This window comes from Streptomyces sp. RerS4, assembly GCF_023515955.1.
Lineage (GTDB): Bacteria > Actinomycetota > Actinomycetes > Streptomycetales > Streptomycetaceae > Streptomyces.
The window spans coordinates 3,850,446-3,869,408 of the sequence record NZ_CP097322.1 but is presented as its reverse complement, the minus strand read 5'-3'; the positions used below and the strand labels follow the sequence as shown (position 1 = coordinate 3,869,408).

Here is an 18,963-nt window from a genome sequence, read left to right as displayed (position 1 = left end):
CATGTGTACCGAGCGCTCCGTGGTGTGCTCGCACGCCCGTCGGGCAGGGCCCGTACGTGCGTGCTGGTCATCCTGCTCACCGCGACGGGGATCGCGATCCTCGAACTCGTCCGCCAGGAGACCGGCACCGCCGGTTTCTTCGTCGGTCTCGGCCTGGCCCTGTTGCCGGTGCCGCCCTTGATGGCGGCCTTCCGGTGGCTCGGCCGGGCCGCGCCCGGTCCCTGGCGCCGGCTGCTGCTCTGCTTCGGGTGGGGGGCGTGCACCGCCGCGTTGATCGCGATACTGGCCAACAGCTTCGCCACGGAGTGGATCGCCGCGGCCACCGCCGACCCCTCCGACGCCGATCAGCTCGGCTCGGTGGCGATCGCGCCCGTCGTGGAGGAGACCGCCAAGGCCGCCGCCCTGCTGCTGGTCTTCGTCTTCCGAAGACGACAGTTCACCGGCCCCGCCGACGGCTTCGTGCTCGCCGGGTTCACGGCGACCGGCTTCGCCTTCACCGAGAACATCCTCTACCTGGGCACCGCCTTCGACGAGGACCGCGCCAACGGCACCGGGGTACTGGACTCGCTGACGGCGGCGACGTTCTTCGTGCGGGCCGTGATGTCGCCGTTCGCGCACCCGCTCTTCACCGTGCTGACCGGCCTCGGCTTCGGCGCCGCCGCGCTCGCCGCCGGCCGTGCGCGCCGGGCCGGCCTGCCCCTGCTGGGCCTGGGCCTGGCCATGGGCGCGCACGCGCTGTGGAACGGCTCGTCCCATTTCGGGGAGTACGGGTTCTACGTGGTCTACGGCTGCGTGATGGTCCCGGCGTTCGGGCTGCTGCTGTGGCTCGCCGTGCGCATCCGGCGTCAGCGCCTGCGCGCCGTCGCCGCCGAGCTGGCGGTGTACGCGCGCGCGGGTTGGCTCCGTCCGGCGGAGGTACCGGCTCTGGCTTCGGTGCCGGCGCGCTCGCTGGCGCGGGCTCTGGCCCGCCGCACCGGCGGCCGCCCCGCCGCCCGTGCGGTGTCCCGCTACGCGGCGGACGCCACGGCCCTGGCCCTGCTGCGCCGGCACGCCCGGCACGCGGGTCCGGGCCGGGAGGCCGACTTCGTCGAGCGGGAGCGGGAGTTGCTGAACGCGCTCTGGCGGCGTCAGGCGACGGCCGGCCCCGTACTGGCCCGCGCGGCGGTCCTGGAGGAACTGCTGCCCCGACGCCCCTACCCACAGCCGCCACCCGCGGTCCGGGGCCCCGTACGCGTCCCGGCGCCGCTCCTGCCCGCCCCGAGACGGCCGGGCCTCGCCGACCTGACCGCTCCCGAACCGGCTTAGGGGGTGTCCGGCTAGACGCTGAGGCCCTTGGAGTTCAGCCACCCCAGGGGGTCGATCGTGGAGCCGCCCTTGCGGACCTCAAGGTGCAGGTGGGCGCCGGTGACGTTGCCCGTCGCGCCGACCCGGCCGATGGTCTCGCCCGCGCCCACCGCCCCGGAGGTCACCGACATCGAGGACAGGTGGCAGTACCAGACCTCGGTGCCGTCGTCGAGCTGGAGGACGATGCGGTAGCCGTACGCGCCGGACCAGCCCGCCGAGATGACCTTTCCGCTGCCGACGGCCTTGACGGGGGTCCCCGTCGGGGCCGCGAAGTCGAGGCCCGTGTGGTAGCCGGAGGACCACATCGAGCCGGCGGCCCCGTAGTACGAGGTGAGGGTGTACGAGGAGGTCGGCAGGACGTAGCCGCCCGACGACTTCCCGCTCCCCGTCGAGCCCCCGCCGGACGGCGCGGCCGGCTTCGCCGCAGCCGCCTGCGCGGCGGCGGCCTCGTCCGCGGCGGCCTTGTCGGCAGCCGCCTTCTCGGCGGTCGCGCGGGCCTCCTCGGCCTCCTTGTCGGCGGCTTCCTTCTGGCTGCGGGCCTCCTGCGCGGCGGCCTCACGCGCGGCCCGCTCGGCCTCGGCGCGGGCCTGGGACTCGGCGGCGTCCTGCTGGGACTCGGCCTGGAGGAGGATGCGGTTGCGCAGCGCCTCGCCGGCGTCGGCCTGCCCCCGGTCCTGCCCGTCGGCCTGGCGGGGGATCTCGGCGGTCCGCTGAGCGCCCGTCCCGGCGTCATCGGACCGCGCCTCGTTCCCGCCGCCGAGCAGGTCGGGCAGCGAGGGCACGGATATGGCGACCTGGGGCCGGTCCTGCGCGGTCGCGATGCCACCGGCGCCCACCGCCGCGATCACGCCGACGCCCAGCACGGTGGAGCTGCGGGCGAGTCCGCCGCGCGCCTTCATGACGCGGTGCTTACCGCGCGGGGGACGCGCGGAGTCCTCGGTGGGGTTCCACTCGCCCCAGGCTCCCGCGGTGGGCGTCTCCTGGACGTCGATGCCTTCAGGGGCAGGCGAGTTGGAGGCCACCGGGGCACACTCCTCATGGGGGGATCGCGCACGGTGCCGTCTCTTGCGACGGCTGGGACGACCGCGCTGCGTTATCGAAAGGTAATAGACGTGGGGGAGTGATTCCAAGCTGTTGCGACTGATCGTTAACGCCAATCGGCCACGCACCGCACAGTTTTGGCCGGGACATCCGCGACATCGCCCCACCAACGCTCCCAAAAGACGGCCGAATCCCGTCTCACTTCAGCCACACGCGTCTGATGACGATTCGTCAAGACCCTCGCTCAGCGCACTGCGCGCACCACGTACCGTGACGTGATCTCAGGTCTCGTCCCGCCGCACCACCGCGACGGTGCGCCGCCGCTCCGGCTGCCTCTCCCCCGGCCGCCCCAGCGCCAGCAGCGCCATGTCGTCGGTCGCGCCGCCGCCCGTGTGTCTGCGCACGTCGGTGGTGAGCGCGTCGAGCAGCCCGTCCGGCCCCGGGAACACCCGCCCGCGCAGCCGGGCCGCCGGATCGTAGAAGGCCCCTACGGTGTCCCGTGCCTCCGTCAGACCGTCCGTGAACAGCAGCAGCGTGCTGCCCGCCGGGAACGCCCACTCCTCGACGCGGTCCGACAGGCCCGCCGACAATTCCCCCAGGCCCAGCGGCAGCGCCGGCTCGGCCGGGGCCAACACCTCCAGCCCGCCGTCCGCGTACAGCAACAACGGCTCCGGATGCCCCCGGTTGACCACCCGCAGCGACCGCGCCCCTGGCGGAACCTCACCGAGCACGCACGTCGTGAACCCCTCCACCGCGTCCAGCCCGTCCCGCCGGGCGCTCTCCCGGGCCAGCGCCCGCTCCAGGCGACGCGCGAGCCCCTCCAAGGTCGCCTCGCCGTCCGCCGCCTCCCGGAACGCCCCCAGCACCACCGCGACGGCCTCCACGGCCCCCAGCCCCTTGCCCCGCACGTCCCCCACCGCGAGCCGGACGCCGTACGGGGTGTCCTGGACGGCGTAGAAGTCCCCGCCGATGAAGGCGTCGGCCCTGGCGGCCTCGTAGCGGGCGGAGACGTGCAGCCCGGCGATCCGCTCCATCGGCGTCGGCAGCACGGCCCGTTGGGCGGCCTCGGCGATCTCGCGCGCGGAGGCGAGCCGCTCACCGCTGCGCCGCACGACCCGGTTGATCAGCAGGGCCAGCCCCGACACGGTCAGGACGGTCACCAGCTCGGTCAGCGCCTCCGCCTGCCGGCTGGTGCCGATGTGGGCGTGCAGGGCCACCACGGCCGCCGAGGCGGCCAGACCCGTCAGGGCGGTCGCCCGGAGGGAGAAGAGGGGCGCGGCGACGAGCGGCGCGGCCGAGAAGAACGGGGAGCCGGTGAAGCGGGGCGGCGTGTTCAGGTCGAAGATCAGCCCGAGGACGATCAGCGTCAGCGGCAGGGCTCGGACCACCCGCCGGGCCGCGCCACCGGCGGTGGTGCGTGCGTCGTGTCCCTGCCGACCCAGCCCCACCACGCTGCTCTCCTGCCGCCGGTCCCGCCTCGCCCCCTCCAGGCTGGCGGCACGCACCCTCGTACGGCGACCCGACCAATCCGATCGAGTGACGGCACGCCCGCCCCGCACCGGAACGAACGGATACGACGAAGGCCCGGTTCCATGAAAGGAACCGGGCCTTCGTCTTCAGTAGCGGGGACAGGATTTGAACCTGCGACCTCTGGGTTATGAGCCCAGCGAGCTACCGAGCTGCTCCACCCCGCGTCGGTAAACCCAACTCTACGTCATCCGGGGGACCCCCATCGCCAATTAACGCCCCCACCACCCCCCAAACCCCTATAACCGCAGGTCACAGCCCTGCAAACCGACTTACGAGCTGCCGGGAGGGGTGGTTGAGGGGTGGGGGCCGGCTTCGCGCGTCAGGTGTTGGGTGCGGCGCCGCTGATGTCGGCCAGGGCCGAGGAGGGGTCGCGGTCCTGGGCGAGGTCGCCGAGGGAGACGCCGGCCGAGTGCGGATCAGCCGGCCGGCGGGCGTTCGGAGGTGAGAGTGATCAGGGCTTCCTCGGCGTCGCGGAGGGTCACCCAGCGCTCGGTGGTGTTCGACAGGACGGCCGACACCGCGGTTCCGCCGAGGGCTTCGGCGGTCTCGATGGCCTTGTCGAGGTCGGGGACGCGGAAGTGGACCTGCCAGCGCGGCCGTGCGGGGGGCGTGTGGACGGCCGCTTCGACGGGGCCGCTGTCGAGGCGGGCCACGGGCTCGCCGGCCTGTCTCAGCACGACGCGGTCGTGCTCGTAGGAGACCTCGCAGCATCCGGGGCGGCCGGTGGCCCACTCCAGCACTTCACCGTAGAAGATCGCCGCTTCGAAGGCGTCCCTGGTCCGTAGCTCCAGCCAGGCCGGCGCGTGCCCGGAGCCCACCCGCCAGTCGGCCGCGATCGGGCCTTCCCAGATCCCGAAGGCGGCGCCGTCCCGGTCGGCGACCAGGGCTCCGCGTCCGCCCGAGGCGAAGGAGACGGGGCCGACCGCGACCGTGCCGCAGCGTTCCAGGAGCCGGGCGACCGCCACGTCGGCATCGTCGACGGCGAAGTACGCCGTCCACGCCACCGGCACCGCGAAATCCCCGGCGAGCGCCCCGATGCCGGCCACCGGCCGCCCGTCGACCTCGGCGACCGTGAACGCCTCACCCAGGCGGCCGGGCCGGAAGTCCCAGCCGAGGACCGCACCGTAGAACCCTTGCGCCACGTGCAGGTCGCGAGCCATCAGGCTGACCCAGCACGGTGCGCCGAAGACCTCCCTCGTGGAAATCCCCATCACTCACGCTCCGTGCTTGCGAAGACCGGTACCGGCACCGGTACCGGTCAGGTGTGGAGGCGGCTGTTCGGGCCGTCCTGCCCGTCGGCGCTCTCGTCGTTGAACCAGTAGTCACCCGCCGCCAGGTAGCGGAAGGTGTGGGTGCGCTCCCGGGGGAGCGCCACGGTGACGGCGCGCCTGCCGTCCTTCTGCTCCCGCAGTTCATGGGCGCCGGGCCGCCAGCCGTTGAAATCACCGACGACGCTGACCGGTCCTGGCGGGGTGTCCGCCGGGAGCACGAAGGTGATCTCGGCACGGTCCTTGCGGTGCTTGCGTTCGAGCACGGGAGCCTCCTGTCGGCATGCAGGGTCGCTCACATCCTCACGCCGGGACCGCGACCGCGCACCTCGGCGGCGAAGGGCCCGGCCCACGCCGGACACCTCCCAAGGGATCGGAACCGGTGAGGTGGGGTGCCATTCCGCCAGGAGGCTCGCCGCGTCGTCGGTGAGGCGGCCCTATTGGTGGTCGAGGATGTCGCGGATCAGGCGGCGCAGGGCTTGGGTGCCGCTTCTCCGGCGGCTGTGGCGCGGACGACGGTGTCGATCAGGCGTTCCTCGCCGAACAGCTCGCCCGCGATGGAGCGGGCCTCGGTGACGCCGTCCGTGCGGATGAGGATGCGGTCGCCGGGCTCCAGCTGTGCCCGGTGGATGACGCTGGGCATCCGTGGGTCGTGGTGGGGGCGCAGACCCAGGGGGAGCTGTGCGGGCCGCCGCATCCCGCCGGGTACGACGTGCCGGTGGCGGATGATCAGCGGTGCCGGGTGCCCGCAGTTCACCCAGGTGAAGATGCCCGACACCAGGTCGAGGTCGGCGAAGACGGCCGTGAGCAGGCGGTCGGGCAGCCAGGTGAGCGCGCTGCCGCGCGGATCAGGGACGGAAGACCGTCCGGGCCGACGGTACGGGGCATCGCTGAGCAGCGTGCGCGTCAGGCGCCCGAAGTCGGCGTCATCCAGGTCCGTCACCGCCTGTCCACCCAGGGGAACAGAGTGGAGACCACGTGGTCGCGCCTACCGCCGTCCGCCTGTAACTCCAGAGTGGCACTCTTTCCGCCCCGATGCGGTTAGCGGAGGAGATCGATCCGGCTGCGGCCGAGGCGGCGGCGGGCCCGGGGCCTCGTGCCCGTTCCTCCGCGTCCCGACCGGTCATGACGGAGCGTCCGCTCACGCATCGCTCTCGCATCGCTCACGCAGGGAGCCGGGAACGACTGAGCGCCCCACCTGGCCGAAACCGGGTGGGGCGCTCAGTGCCAGGTCAGAGGGGGTACCCCTGCCCTGGCAGCGGTAGGCCATGTCGGACTCGAACCGACAACCAACGGATTAAAAGTCCGCTGCTCTGCCAATTGAGCTAATGGCCCTCCACGTGCTCACCCCAGAGCATAGCCGGAGAGGGGCTCTTGGCCGATCGGGTATCGCCGGGTGTGGCCCCGGCGGTTTCCCGCCACGGGTGGGGCACGGGGTGAAAAGGGCCGGAAACGGGCTCGGCCCCCACCGCACCGGAGTGCTGTGGGGGCCGAGTCGGCGTCAGAAGGCGCTCAGGCGTCAGCCGTTGCGCTTCCAGCGGGGCTTGTCGTCACGACGGCCGCCGAAGGAGCCGTTGGCGCCGGAGGGGCGGTTGTCGTCACGACGGCCGTAGGGGCGGTCGCCGGCGCCGCCGGAGCGGAAGCCACCGGAGGGACGGTCGTCGCGGCGGAAGCCACCACGGTCGCCACCACGGTCGTCACGGTTGAAGCCACCGGACGGACGGTCGTCGCGACGGAAACCACCACGGTCACCGCCACGGTCGTCACGACGGTCACCACCGGAACGGAAACCACCCGACGGACGGTCGTCGCGACGGAAGCCACCACGGTCGCCACCACGGTCGTCACGGTTGAAGCCACCGGACGGACGGTCGTCGCGACGGAAACCACCACGGTCACCGCCACGGTCGTCACGACGGTCACCACCGGAACGGAAACCACCCGACGGACGGTCGTCGCGACGGAAGCCACCACGGTCGCCACCACGGTCGTCACGGTTGAAGCCACCGGACGGACGGTCGTCGCGACGGAAACCACCACGGTCACCGCCACGGTCGTCACGACGGTCACCACCGGAACGGAAACCACCCGACGGACGGTCGTCACGGCGGAAGCCACCACGGTCGCCACCACGGTCATCACGGCGGTTGTCGCGACGCTCGTAGTTGCCGCGGTCGTCACGGCGCTCGAACGTGCGCTCCTGGACGACCGGCTCGGCCACGGCCGCGACGGCGGCGGCGACCTCGGCCTCGGCGGCCTCGACGACCTCGGCGACGGCGGCCTCCGGGTCCTCGCCGCGCTCACGGGCGGAACGGGCGACGAGGCGGTCGGCCTCCTCGCGCAGCTCCGCGGCGCGGCGGGTGGCGCGCTCCAGCTGCTTCGTCAGGTCGGCGACGTCGCGCTCGGCCTGCTTGGCGGCGTTGTTCGCGGAGTCGGCCTGGACCTCGGTGAGCGAACGCGCACCGGTGATCTCGGCGACCTCCGGGTCGAACGCGCCGGCGCCCTGGACGATGTGGCGCGAGGCGTCGACGCCCGCGTCCTCCATCAGGCGGAAGATCTGGCGACGCTGGTGCGGCAGGGCCAGGGAGACCACGACGCCCGACTTGCCGGCGCGGGCGGTGCGGCCCGAGCGGTGCAGGTAGTCCTTGTGGTCGCCGGCCGGGTCCACGTTCAGGACCAGGTCGATGCCGTCGACGTGGATGCCGCGGGCGGCGACGTCGGTGGCGACGAGCGCGTTGACGTAGCCGTCCTTGAAGTCCGCGAGGACGCGGGTACGGGCGCCCTGCGTCATGCCGCCGTGCAGCGCGTCGGCCTTCACGCCGGCCTCGACGAGCTGCTCGGCGATGCGGTCGGCGCCCAGCTGGGTGCGGACGAAGATGATGGTGCGGCCCTTGCGGGCGGCGATGGCGGCCGTGACGGGCGCCTTGTCCTTCGGCTTCACGACGAGGACGTGGTGCGTCATGGTCGTGACGTTGCCCTGGGCGCTGTCGACCTCGTGCGTGACGGGGTTGGTCAGGTAGCGCTTGACCAGCGTGCCGATCTCGTTCTCCATGGTGGCGGAGAAGAGCATGCGCTGGCCGCCGCCGGGGATCTGGTCGAGCAGCTCGGTGACCTCGGGCAGGAAGCCCAGGTCGGCCATCTGGTCGGCCTCGTCGAGGACGGCGACCTCGACGTTCTCCAGGGAGCAGGCGCCGCGGTTGATGATGTCGCGCAGACGGCCGGGGGTGGCGACGAGGACGTCGACGCCGCGCTCCAGGGCGTAGATCTGGTTGCCCATGGAGGTACCGCCGCAGACGACCTTCATCTTCAGGCCGAGCACGTCGCCGTACGGCTGGAGGGCGTCCGCGACCTGCATCGCCAGCTCACGCGTCGGCGTGAGGATGATCGCGCGGGGCTTCTTCTTCTCGGTGTGGCCACCGGCGAGACGCGCCAGGGTCGGCAGACCGAAGGAGAGGGTCTTGCCGGAGCCGGTGCGGCCGCGGCCGAGGATGTCCTTGCCGGCCAGGGCGTCCGGGATGGTCGCGGCCTGGATCGGGAAGGGGGCGGTGACGCCGTTCTGCGCGAGCTTGCGCACGACGCCCTCGGGCAGACCGAGGTCCGCGAAGGTGATCGTGGGCTCGGCGTCGGCGTCGCCGTCTTCGTCGTTCACGTCGCCGGTCACGTCGGCCTCAAGGGCCTCGATGATCTCGTCCGCCTCGATGGCCTCCATGGCCTCGGTGACCGCGAGGGTCTCGGCGTCGACGATGTCGTTGGTGTCGTTCTCGGGCATGACGGAACGGTCAGAACTGGAAATGGACATGCGAAATGCGAAACCTTCCGGAGTCTCGGCACGCGCCCAAACTCCGTGAATCGCAAATCGACCGCCTCAATGCGGTCAGCCACGGCTAGGGAGAGTACGCGCCACACGGCGCTCTTCGGATTCGGCGCCGGGCAATGGGATCAAACGATCTATAACCATACGCACCCTCCTGGGGGTCTGGCAAGTCCGCTCCGCCCGAACCCCCCTGAGCTGCGCAAACGACCCGTCCGCGACCGGAGGGCCACGGGGAGGAACCGCCGCGAACCCCCGCGAGCTATGCGGCCGTCCCCTGCCCGGCGGTCGGTTCGGGGGCCGGTGGAGTCGGCTCGGACGGAGTGGGTTCCGTCACAGGCGGGGTCGGCTCCACCACGGGCGGAGTGGTGGTCGAGCCGCCGGAGCCGCCCGATCCGGATCCCGATCCCGATCCTCCACCGGAACCCGACCCGCCGCCGGCTCCGGAGCCCGAGCCGGAGCCCGACCCCGAGCCGGAACCCGAGCCCCCGGCGGCCGTCCCTCCGCCGGAAGCCGAGCCGCCGCCCGACGGCGCCTGCCCCTGCCCGCCGGCCCCGCCCCCGGGGCCGGCCGACGGCGAGGGCTGTCCCGGCTTGCCCGCCGGGGCGCCCGCACTGGGCGAGGCACCGGGGGCTCCGGAGGCCTTGCCGGACTCACCGGCCTTGCCCTCCTGGTTCCCCGTACCGCCCTTGACGCCCTGCCCGTTGCCGTGGACCCCGGAGCCGTGACCACCGCTCGCGGCGCCGGCGGCGGCGCCCTTGTCACCGGCCGAGGCGGCGGGCGCGGGCTTCGCGGCGTCCTCGCCGACGCTCATGCAGCCCGCGGTCGCCGCCACCGCGAGGGCGGAGACGGCCAGTCTGAGGGAAGCGGACAAAGGGCGCACGGGGGCACCTCCGGAACACTGCGGCGGGGTCCGCGTTGGGCGGGTCAATGAGCCCAACTCCCTTTACCCCGTAAGAGACACGCCCTTACCCGAACAGCTCCCGCGCCACCCGCGCACCGAGATGGACGGCACCCAGTCCGACCAGCACCGACGCCGTCACGTTCGCGGCGGCGAGCAGGCCCCGGCCGCGCTCGGCCAGGCGCAGGGTCTCGTAGGAGAACGTCGAGTACGTGCTCAGTGCCCCGCACAGGCCGGTGCCGATCAGCGGCCCCACGAGCGAGGAGCCCGGCCCGGCCGCGCCCACCCCGGCCAGCCCCGCTCCCGCCAGGGCGCCGAGCAGCAGGCAGGCGGCGACGTTCACCGTGAAGGTGCCCCACGGGAAGAGCGAGTCGTGGCGGGCCTGCACCGCCCGGTCGGTCAGGTAGCGCAACGGCGCCCCGACGGCGGCCCCGGCGATCACCAGCAGCCAGTTCACCGCGCGAGCGCCCGGCGCGTCAGCGTCGCGGCCGCCCACACCGCGCCCAGCGCGCCGGCGACCGTGAGGACCGCGTAGGCCAGGGCCCGCCCCGCCTCGCCGGCGTCGAGCAGCCGCGAGAAGTCGAGGGCGTAGGCGGAGAAGGTCGTGAACCCGCCGAGCACCCCGGTCCCGGCGAAGGGCCGCACCAGCGGGTGGGCCCGCCCCGCGCCCTCGGCGACGAGCGCCATGAGGACGCCGATGAGCGCGCAGCCCACCACGTTGATCCACAGGGTCGTCCACGGGAAGGCCCCGGGCGCCCCGGTCGGCCACAGCAGCCCCACCCCGTACCGGGCGGCGGCGCCGACCATTCCGCCCGCCGCGACGGCCGCGAGCACCGGCCCCCGCGGCTCGGCCCGCTGCGCGGGCACGTGGAGGTCGACGTCCGGGTCGATCGGCTCGCCCACCTCCCCCTCCCCCGGACGCACGCCGGCCGTCACCCGTAGCCCAGCGCGTGCAGTCGTTCGTCGTCGATCCCGAAGTGGTGGGCGATCTCGTGCACCACGGTCACCTCCGTCTCGGTGACCACGCTCTCCCGGTCCTCGCACATCCGCAATGTGGGGTTCCGGTAGATCGTGATGCGGTCCGGGAGGACGCCGGCGTACCACTCGCCGCGCTCGGTGAGCGGGGTCCCCTCGTACAGCCCGAGCAGCTCGGGATCGTCGGTCGGCGGCTCGTCCTCGACGAACACCGCGACGTTGTCCATCAGCCGCGTGAGCTCCGGCGGAATCCGGTCCAGGGCCTCTGCGACGAGCTCCTCGAACTCCTCGCGCGTCATCTCCAGCACCCGGCCATTGTCGCTCCGGGGGAATCCGTTTTGGCGATAGCTCCTCCGATCCCATATGCTTCTCACGTCCCCGACGCGCTGGAAAGTGCCCGGCGGGCCTTTAGCCCTCATCGTCTAGTGGCCCAGGACGCCGCCCTTTCAAGGCGGTAGCACGGGTTCGAATCCCGTTGGGGGTACGCAACACCATGTGCGAGACTTGGTCTCGCACACACCAGGTCCTGTGGAGCAGTTGGTTAGCTCGCCACCCTGTCAAGGTGGAGGTCGCGGGTTCAAGTCCCGTCAGGATCGCTGAAACCGGAAACGGTTTCGTGGCTGGGTAGCTCAGTTGGTACGAGCGATCGCCTGAAAAGCGATAGGTCGCCGGTTCGACCCCGGCCCCAGCCACAGAAGGAAGGCCCCGTCCATCGGACGGGGCCTTCCGCGTTACCGGCTCTCCCGCTCGGCCGGCTCCTGCTCGGCCGGCTTCCGCTCCGCGCGGACCGCGCGCCGCCACCGGCCCAGCCCGAAGGCCAGGGCGCCGGCGGCGATCAGGGCGAGCAGCGCCCAGTCCGGTACGGCGTCCGCGAAGGAGCCCACCCAGCCCTCGACGGCGTACGAGTCGTCCACGTCGAGCAGCCCCGGCAGGGCGCTCGCGCCGTCGTACGCGAGGAAGAGCGCGCCCAGGGTGATGAAGAACAGCCCGGACAGCAGCGAGGTGCTGTGCAACTCCAGCCGGCCCAGCCGCAGCGGCCGGCCGCGCAGCCAGCGCCGGTGGCCCAGGTCGAAGCGCTCCCACAGCAGGGCGAGGACGAAGAGCGGTACGGCCATGCCCAGCGCGTAGACCGCGAGCAGCAGGCCCCCGTAGACCGGGCTGCCGCTGACGGCCGCCACCGTCAGGACGCTGCCCAGGATGGGGCCCGCGCAGAAGCCGGCCAGCCCGTAGACGGCGCCGAGCGCGTACACGGACAGGGCGGTGGTCGGGCGGATCCGCCCGGAGGCCTCGGACAGGCGCCGGGAGGCGAAGCCGAGGCCGAGGATCTGGGCGAGGCCGAGGGCGATGATCAGCCAGCCGCCGACGAGGACCAGCGTCTCGCGGTTGCCGTGGAAGAAGCGGCCCGCGAGCGAGCCGGCCGCGCCCAGCGGCACGAGGGTGGTGGCGAGGCCCGCGTAGAAGATCCCGGTGCGCGCCAGGAGGCGGGAGCGGGAGTCGATCGAGTACGCGAAGAAGGCGGGCAGCAGCAGCGCGCTGCACGGGCTGAGCAGGGCGAGGAGGCCGCCCGTGAAGGCGGCGAGGTAGCCGATGCCGGTCACGGGCGGCCCTCCGCCTTCGCCGCGGCCTTCGCCCGGTCGATGGCGGCGGTGAAGGCCTCCAGGGGCTGGGCGCCGGCGAGGGGGCGGCCGTTGACGAGGAAGGAGGGGGTGGACTGGACACCGATGCGGTAGCCCTCCTCCTGGTCCTTCTTCAGGGCGGCGGCCGCCGCCTCGCCGGCCATGTCGGCCTTGAACCGCTCCAGGTCGGGGACGCCGGCCTCGCGGGCGAGTTCGATCAGGCGCTCGGGGCCGAAGCCCTTCTCCTTCGCGCCCTCGGCGTACGCGGCTTCGTGGAAGGCGGAGAACCGGTCCTGGAGCCCGGCCGCCCAGGCGGCCTTGGCGGCGGCCTCGGACTCGGCGCCGAAGATCGGGAAGTTGCGCCACTCGATGCGCAGGGTGCCGTCCTCGACGTACTTCTTCACGAGCTCGGGCTCGGTGGCGCGGGCGAACTTGGCGCAGTAGCCGCAGCGGAAGTCGGAGTACTGGATGAGGACGACGGGGGCGTCGACGCGGCCCACGGCGAGCTTGTCGCCGGCGTCGCGTCGGGCCAGGGCCTTCAGCTCGGCGGAGGTCTCGGAGGCGGCCGAGGAGCTGGCGGAGGTGTCGGGCCGCTTGGCCTCGGGGGCGGTGGCCTGCCAGGAGACGAGGCCGAGGGCGACGGCGGCGACGGCCACACCGGCGGAGATCAGCAGGGGTTTGCGGGAGGACGCGGACATACGGGGCTCCAGAGCTGCGGAGGGGACAGGGGTACGGCGGGAGGGGGCCGTACGACCCAGGGGGTGTTTGGCGGATCAGGGTCGGACAGGCCGCGGCGTCTGGTGCGGGGCGTCGCAAGGCGCCGGAGCGTCTTGATAGCGGAGCTATCGGGACGTTTCGGCAACGCGGCGAGGCGCCGTGCCAGACGCCGCGGGCCCGGCCATGATCCGCCGGGCACCCCCTAGACCCGGAGTATCGACAGTTCCAGCGGGCCCGGGGCGGGCCGGTCGGGGCCGCGTACGAGGATCCGCAGGGGTCGCGCCGACCGCGGGCGCTGCGCCTCCGGGGCGGGGCGGCCGGCCGGGAGCTGCGCGTGGTCCTGGCCGGCGCGGGTGGGGACGGCGGGGCGGGGCCGCGCTCGACGCCGTCGGGACCGCAGGCGGGGCCCCGGCCGGTGTCCCCGTGGGCGGCGACCGGGGCGAGGTGGTCCACGGAGGCCGCGTACCGGACCGAAGGGGCCGCCGGGATCGCCGAGGCCGCCGGGGCCGCGACGGCCGGGGTCGGCGTGCCCAACAGCACCGCGATCACCGCGAACAGCGCCGCCGTCAGGCAGCACACGGAGCGGCGGCGGGACAAGGTGGGCTGCCTCTCACTGGCGCGACGGGGGGACTCGTCCCGAAATGGTACGGGGAGTCACACAAATGCGTTCGCCACCCGGCACACCCAGGTGAGATCCTCGATCAGGTATGTCTACTTCCTTCGCCGCCCTGCAGACGCTTCTCGGTGAGATCTCCCTCCGCGACGCGCACCGCCTCGGCCGCCGCCTCGAAGGCGCCCGCCGCATCCGCAAGCCCGAGGCCAAGCAGGCCGTGCTCGACGAGATCGCCGCGGAGGCCGAGAAGGCCGCCGCGCGACTGGCCGGCCGTGCCTCGCGGATGCCGGAGGTCACGTATCCCGAGAACCTGCCCGTCAGCCAGAAGAAGGACGAGATCGCCGAGGCGATACGCGACCACCAGGTCGTGATCGTCGCCGGCGAGACCGGCTCCGGCAAGACCACGCAGATCCCGAAGATCTGCATGGAGCTCGGGCGCGGCGTCCGGGGCATGATCGGGCACACCCAGCCCCGCCGGATCGCGGCCCGTACGGTCGCGGAGCGGATCGCGGAGGAGCTGAAGTCGGAGATCGGCCAAACGGTCGGCTGGAAGGTCCGTTTCACCGACCAGGTGGACCACGACGCGACCTTCGTGAAGCTGATGACGGACGGCATCCTGCTCGCCGAGATCCAGACGGACCGCGAGCTGCGCGCCTACGACACGATCATCATCGACGAGGCCCACGAGCGCTCGCTCAACATCGACTTCCTGCTGGGCTACCTGGCGACGCTGCTGCCCAAGCGCCCGGACCTGAAGGTGATCATCACCTCCGCGACGATCGACCCGGAGCGCTTCTCCCGGCACTTCGGGGAGGCCCCGATCGTCGAGGTCAGCGGTCGGACGTATCCGGTGGAGGTGCGCTACCGGCCCCTCCTGGAGGACGATTCCGAGGAGAGCGACCGGGACCAGATCACCGCGATCTGCGACGCGGTCGACGAGCTCCAGGGCGAGGGCCCGGGGGACATCCTGGTCTTCCTCTCCGGTGAGCGGGAGATCCGCGACACGGCGGACGCGCTGGAGAAGAGGAAACTGCGCTTCACCGAGATCCTTCCGCTCTACGCGCGCCTTTCGCACGCCGAGCAGCACCGGGTCTTCCAACAGCACACCGGCCGGCGCATCGTCCTCGCGACCAACGTCGCCGAGACCTCCCTCACCGTCCCCGGCATCAAGTACGTGATCGACCCGGGTACGGCCCGCATCTCCCGCTACAGCCACCGCACGAAGGTCCAGCGGCTGCCGATCGAGCGGATCAGCCAGGCGAGCGCCAACCAGCGCAAGGGCCGCTGCGGCCGTACCAGCGACGGCATCTGCATCCGCCTGTACTCCGAGGACGACTTCAACGCCCGGCCGGAGTTCACGGACGCGGAGATCCTGCGGACGAACCTGGCCTCCGTCATCCTCCAGATGACCGCCGCCGGGCTCGGGGAGATCGAGAAGTTCCCCTTCATCGACCCGCCGGACCACCGCAACATCCGCGACGGCGTGCAGCTGCTCCAGGAGCTGGGCGCGCTGGACCCGTCCGAGAAGGACCACCGCAAGCGGCTCACGCCGATGGGCCGCCAGCTGTCCCAGCTGCCGGTGGACCCGCGCCTGGCCCGCATGGTGGTGGAGGCGGACAAGAACAACTGCGTCCGCGAGGTCATGGTCATCGCGGCGGCGCTGTCCATCCAGGACCCGCGCGAGCGGCCGTCGGACAAGCAGACGCAGGCGGACCAGCAGCACGCCCGGTTCAAGGACGAGACGAGCGACTTCCTGTCGTTCCTGAACATGTGGCGCTACGTCCGCGAGCAGCAGAAGGAGCGCGGCTCCTCCTCGTTCCGCCGGATGTGCAAGCAGGAGTACCTGAACTTCCTGCGGATCCGCGAGTGGCAGGACATCTACACGCAGCTGCGTACGGTCGCCAAGTCCATGGGCATCCATGTGAACGAGGCCGACGCCCCCGAGACCAGCGTGCACATCTCGCTGCTCGCCGGTCTGCTGTCGCACATCGGTCTGAAGGACACCGACAAGAACGAGTACCTGGGTGCCCGGTCGGCGAAGTTCGCGATCTTCCCGGGTTCGTCGCTGTTCAAGAAGCAGCCGAAGTTCCTCATGTCGGCGGAGCTGGTGGAGACCTCGCGGCTGTGGGCGCGGGTGAACGCCAAGGTGGAGCCCGAGTGGGTGGAGCCGCTCGCCCAGCACCTGATCAAGCGCACGTACAGCGAGCCGCACTGGGAGAAGGACCAGGCAGCCGTGATGGCGTACGAGAAGGTCACCCTCTACGGGGTGCCGATCGTCGCCCAGCGGAAGATCAACTACGGGCGGATCGACCCGGAGGTCTCGCGGGAGCTGTTCATCCGCAACGCGCTCGTCGAGGGCGACTGGCGGACGCACCACAAGTTCTACGCCGACAACCGCAAGCTCCTCACCGAGGTCGAGGAGCTGGAGAACCGGGCGCGGCGCCGGGACATCGTGGTGGACGACGAGACCCTCTTCGACTTCTACGACCAGCGGATCCCCGAACACGTGGTGTCGGGCGCGCACTTCGACTCGTGGTGGAAGCACAAGAGGCGCGAGGAGCCCGAGCTCCTCGACTTCGAGCGGGAGATGCTGCTCACCGAGAAGGCGGCCGGGGTCACCAAGGCCGACTACCCGGACAGTTGGCGGCAGGGGCAGCTGAAGTTCCGGGTGACGTACCAGTTCGAGCCGGGCGCGGACGCGGACGGCGTGACCGTGCACATCCCGCTCCAGGTGCTGAACCAGGTCACCGACGAGGGCTTCGACTGGCAGATCCCGGGCCTGCGGGAGGAGGTGGTGACGGAGCTGATCCGTTCGCTGCCCAAGCCGATCCGCCGGCACTACGTCCCCGCCCCGAACTACGCGACGCGCTTCCTGCAGACGGCGCACCCGTCGGCCTCTGGCCGTGATCAGACACAGCGCGAGCCCCTGACGGTGACCCTGGCGCGCGAGCTGCACCGGATGGTGGGGGTGCCGGTCTCGGCGGACGACTTCGACACCTCCCGCATCCCCGACCACCTGAAGATCACCTTCCGGATCGTCGACGAGCGGCGGCGCAAGCTCGCCGAGGACAAGGACCTGGAGAGCCTGCGGCTGTCGCTGAAGCCGAAGGCCCGCCAGGCCCTGTCCAAGGCCGCCGCGGCCACCGCCGAGCGCGCGGGCGGGGAGTCGCTGGAGCGCACGGGGCTGACCGACTGGACGATCGGCACGCTGACGAAGGTCTTCGAGACCCGGCGAGCGGGCCAGCCGGTGAAGGCCTACCCGGCGCTCGTGGACGAGGGGGCGAGTGTCTCCGTACGGCTCTTCGACACGGAGGCCGAGCAGCAGCGGGCGATGTGGCTCGGCACCCGCCGGCTGATCCTGCTGGGCATTCCGGTGAACCCGGCGAAGTTCGCCTCGGACAAGCTCACCAACCAGCAGAAGCTGGCCCTGTCGCGGAACCCGCACGGTTCCATCCAGGCCCTCTTCGACGACTGCGCGACGGCCGCGACCGACAAGCTGATCGCCGACCACGGCGGTCCCGCCTGGGACGAGGCGGGCTTCCGCCGGCTCTACGACGCGGTGCGGGCCGACCTGGTGGACACCACGGTGCGCACGGTGGGCCAGGTGCAGCAGGTGCTGGCCGCCTGGCAGGCCTGCGAGCGGCGGCTGAAGGCGACCAACAGCCTGGCGCTGATGGCGAACGTGGCGGACGTGAAGCAGCAGCTGGCCGCCCTGATGCCGGCGGGCTTCGTGACGCTGACCGGCCTGCGCCGGCTGCCGGACCTGATGCGCTACCTGGTGGCGATCGACCGGCGCCTCCAGCAGATGCCGACGGGCGCCCAGCGCGACACCACGCGCATGGAGAAGGTCCACGAGATGCGGGACGAGTACCTGTGGCTGCTGGAGCAGTTGCCGAAGGGGCGCCCGGTGCCGGAGGCCGTCACGGAGATCCGTTGGATGATCGAGGAACTGCGGGTCAGCTACTTCGCGCACGCGCTCGGGACGGCGTATCCGATCTCCGACAAGCGCATCGTGAAGGCGGTGGACGCGGCGGCTCCGTGATCGGGTTCGACTGCACCCCCTGAGCTGCGGTACAGTCTGATTCGCAGCCGCCGAGCGGCAGCGAATCAAGGACCTGTGGAGCAGTTGGTTAGCTCGCCACCCTGTCAAGGTGGAGGTCGCGGGTTCAAGTCCCGTCAGGTTCGCAGAAACGTCAGGGCCCGCATCCCCCAGGGGATGCGGGCCCTGACGCGTTGTCGGGTGCCGCCTTGTCGGGTGATGGCGTCGATGAGTGTCGGTGTGGGGGGTCACGCGCCGACGACGCCCCTGGAAGCCCGCTCAGCGGGCCGGCCGACCCTCTCGATCACCCAGAGCCCCCGTCCGACCGTTCGGCCCCTCAGCGGGCCGCCGGCGGCTCCTGAGGCGCAGGCGCTCGTGGCCGGGAAAATCCCCGTTCGCAGGAGTCGCTCTGCACCGGCCCATCCCCTTACGGGGTGCAATGCCGGATGTACAAGAGTTATCAGCTGTGACAGGAGTCACCACATGGGTTTTTGAGATGCGTACGTTTATCGGACTCATACGCCCGCTCGATTTAATATGTGCAATGGCACCTCGCCCCCCGGCCCCCGCGCCACCCCGTTCCACCGCCCCCGTGCGGGCATAAAAAAGATCGCGCTGGACCCGGCGGAGTCCAGCGCGATCGAACGACAATGAGCCTGTTGGGGCAGGATCAGCCGTTTGAAGCCTTTGGGTTTCATCGGATTGGGGGACCCGATACGAACCCGTTTAAAACTGTGGTGCTACGGGACCTCAGGCCTCGCTGCGCTGCTGCGGAATTCCCGCGAGCAGTGCGCGAACCTCGGCCTCGCGGTAACGGCGGTGTCCACCCAGGGTGCGGATGGACGTGAGCTTGCCAGCCTTGGCCCAGCGGGTGACCGTCTTCGGGTCCACGCGGAACATCGTGGCAACCTCAGCCGGGGTCAGCAGCGGCTCGGCATCAGGGGTGCGAGCGGTCATGAGCGGCCTCCTCGGGAGAACCGAACCATCTCGGTTCTTTCCTCTAAATTCTGCACCTTGGCCCACGTTGCCCGAAATGGACACACGAAGGCCGAGTCGGTTATAGGACGAACGGCTTGTCCTCGGCACTACAACTACACCATCCGTCCAG

15 protein-coding genes and 6 tRNA genes are annotated in these 18,963 nt (G+C 71.8%); 6 read left to right on the top strand and 15 right to left on the bottom strand.

Annotated elements, in window-relative coordinates:
- The first annotated feature begins 3 nt into the window (after positions 1-3).
- Positions 4-1,305 carry a PrsW family intramembrane metalloprotease gene (locus M4D82_RS17930; protein WP_249767008.1) on the top strand — a complete coding sequence of 434 codons (1,302 nt, stop codon included), beginning with the start codon at positions 4-6 and terminating at the stop codon, positions 1,303-1,305.
- Positions 1,306-1,316: 11 nt separating this feature from the next.
- Here M4D82_RS17930 and M4D82_RS17925 read toward each other — a convergent pair whose 3' ends face one another.
- From M4D82_RS17925 to M4D82_RS17870, 12 genes are all read right to left on the bottom strand, one after another.
- Positions 1,317-2,366, bottom strand: coding sequence for a M23 family metallopeptidase (locus M4D82_RS17925; RefSeq protein ID WP_249767007.1), 1,050 nt, complete (start codon positions 2,364-2,366; stop codon positions 1,317-1,319).
- Positions 2,367-2,666: 300 nt separating this feature from the next.
- Positions 2,667-3,827: a PP2C family protein-serine/threonine phosphatase gene (locus M4D82_RS17920; protein ID WP_249771916.1), complete on the bottom strand. Its 1,161-nt coding sequence runs from the start codon at positions 3,825-3,827 to the stop codon at positions 2,667-2,669.
- Positions 3,828-4,005: 178 nt separating this feature from the next.
- Positions 4,006-4,079 (bottom strand) — tRNA-Met (locus tag M4D82_RS17915).
- Positions 4,080-4,331: 252 nt separating this feature from the next.
- The gene (locus tag M4D82_RS17910) at positions 4,332-5,126 is read right to left on the bottom strand and encodes a VOC family protein (RefSeq protein WP_249767006.1); all 795 of its coding nucleotides are present in this window, start codon (positions 5,124-5,126) and stop codon (positions 4,332-4,334) included.
- A gap of 47 nt (positions 5,127-5,173) precedes the next feature.
- Positions 5,174-5,449 (bottom strand): isoamylase early set domain-containing protein, encoded by a 276-nt coding sequence (locus tag M4D82_RS17905; RefSeq protein ID WP_249767005.1) that lies wholly within the window; start codon positions 5,447-5,449, stop codon positions 5,174-5,176.
- 197 nt (positions 5,450-5,646) lie between these two features.
- Positions 5,647-6,126 (bottom strand): PP2C family protein-serine/threonine phosphatase, encoded by a 480-nt coding sequence (locus M4D82_RS17900; protein WP_249767004.1) that lies wholly within the window; start codon positions 6,124-6,126, stop codon positions 5,647-5,649.
- A gap of 319 nt (positions 6,127-6,445) precedes the next feature.
- Positions 6,446-6,518: transfer RNA gene (locus M4D82_RS17895), tRNA-Lys, on the bottom strand.
- 184 nt (positions 6,519-6,702) lie between these two features.
- Positions 6,703-8,952, bottom strand: coding sequence for a DEAD/DEAH box helicase (locus tag M4D82_RS17890; protein WP_249767003.1), 2,250 nt, complete (start codon positions 8,950-8,952; stop codon positions 6,703-6,705).
- A gap of 304 nt (positions 8,953-9,256) precedes the next feature.
- Positions 9,257-9,877: a hypothetical protein gene (locus M4D82_RS17885; protein WP_249767002.1), complete on the bottom strand. Its 621-nt coding sequence runs from the start codon at positions 9,875-9,877 to the stop codon at positions 9,257-9,259.
- An 85-nt stretch (positions 9,878-9,962) separates the two neighbouring features.
- On the bottom strand, positions 9,963-10,352 hold the full coding sequence (locus tag M4D82_RS17880; RefSeq protein ID WP_249767001.1) for a fluoride efflux transporter FluC: 390 nt from the start codon (positions 10,350-10,352) through the stop codon (positions 9,963-9,965).
- The gene (locus tag M4D82_RS17875) at positions 10,349-10,798 is read right to left on the bottom strand and encodes a fluoride efflux transporter FluC (protein ID WP_249767000.1); all 450 of its coding nucleotides are present in this window, start codon (positions 10,796-10,798) and stop codon (positions 10,349-10,351) included. The genes M4D82_RS17880 and M4D82_RS17875 overlap by 4 nt, the downstream gene beginning before the upstream one ends.
- Positions 10,799-10,827: 29 nt before the next feature.
- Positions 10,828-11,178: a metallopeptidase family protein gene (locus M4D82_RS17870; protein ID WP_249766999.1), complete on the bottom strand. Its 351-nt coding sequence runs from the start codon at positions 11,176-11,178 to the stop codon at positions 10,828-10,830.
- Between the two features lie 103 nt (positions 11,179-11,281).
- Here M4D82_RS17870 and M4D82_RS17865 point away from each other — a divergent pair.
- From M4D82_RS17865 to M4D82_RS17855, 3 genes are all read left to right on the top strand, one after another.
- Positions 11,282-11,354 (top strand) — tRNA-Glu (locus tag M4D82_RS17865).
- Between the two features lie 38 nt (positions 11,355-11,392).
- A tRNA-Asp gene (locus M4D82_RS17860) sits at positions 11,393-11,466 on the top strand.
- Between the two features lie 22 nt (positions 11,467-11,488).
- Positions 11,489-11,562: transfer RNA gene (locus M4D82_RS17855), tRNA-Phe, on the top strand.
- Between the two features lie 39 nt (positions 11,563-11,601).
- On the opposite strand, the gene M4D82_RS17850 is transcribed toward M4D82_RS17855, so the two are convergent.
- Together M4D82_RS17850 and M4D82_RS17845 are read right to left on the bottom strand one after the other, a co-directional pair.
- Positions 11,602-12,468, bottom strand: a complete 867-nt coding sequence (locus M4D82_RS17850) for a cytochrome c biogenesis CcdA family protein (RefSeq protein ID WP_249766998.1) — start codon at positions 12,466-12,468, stop codon at positions 11,602-11,604.
- Entirely contained in the window at positions 12,465-13,184 is a 720-nt protein-coding gene (locus M4D82_RS17845; RefSeq protein WP_249766997.1) for a DsbA family protein, read from the bottom strand. Before M4D82_RS17845 ends, M4D82_RS17850 begins: the two co-directional genes overlap by 4 nt.
- 726 nt (positions 13,185-13,910) lie before the next feature.
- Between M4D82_RS17845 and hrpA the strand changes: the two genes are divergently transcribed.
- The gene (hrpA, locus tag M4D82_RS17840) at positions 13,911-17,858 is read left to right on the top strand and encodes an ATP-dependent RNA helicase HrpA (protein ID WP_249766996.1); all 3,948 of its coding nucleotides are present in this window, start codon (positions 13,911-13,913) and stop codon (positions 17,856-17,858) included.
- Between the two features lie 69 nt (positions 17,859-17,927).
- Positions 17,928-18,001 (top strand) — tRNA-Asp (locus M4D82_RS17835).
- Between the two features lie 604 nt (positions 18,002-18,605).
- Here the strand turns inward: M4D82_RS17835 and bldC are convergent.
- Positions 18,606-18,812 carry a developmental transcriptional regulator BldC gene (gene bldC, locus M4D82_RS17830; protein ID WP_003949541.1) on the bottom strand — a complete coding sequence of 69 codons (207 nt, stop codon included), beginning with the start codon at positions 18,810-18,812 and terminating at the stop codon, positions 18,606-18,608.
- Positions 18,813-18,963 lie beyond the last annotated feature (151 nt).

What these genes read in the sequence shown, in the direction of transcription:
- M4D82_RS17910 (WP_249767006.1), bottom strand. Translation starts at nt 5,126, where the DNA reads ATGGGGATTTCCACGAGGGAGGTCTTCGGCGCACCGTGCTGGGTCAGC.
- bldC (WP_003949541.1), bottom strand. Translation starts at nt 18,812, where the DNA reads ATGACCGCTCGCACCCCTGATGCCGAGCCGCTGCTGACCCCGGCTGAG.
- M4D82_RS17890 (WP_249767003.1), bottom strand. Translation starts at nt 8,952, where the DNA reads ATGCCCGAGAACGACACCAACGACATCGTCGACGCCGAGACCCTCGCG.
- M4D82_RS17845 (WP_249766997.1), bottom strand. Translation starts at nt 13,184, where the DNA reads ATGTCCGCGTCCTCCCGCAAACCCCTGCTGATCTCCGCCGGTGTGGCC.
- hrpA (WP_249766996.1), top strand. Translation starts at nt 13,911, where the DNA reads ATGTCTACTTCCTTCGCCGCCCTGCAGACGCTTCTCGGTGAGATCTCC.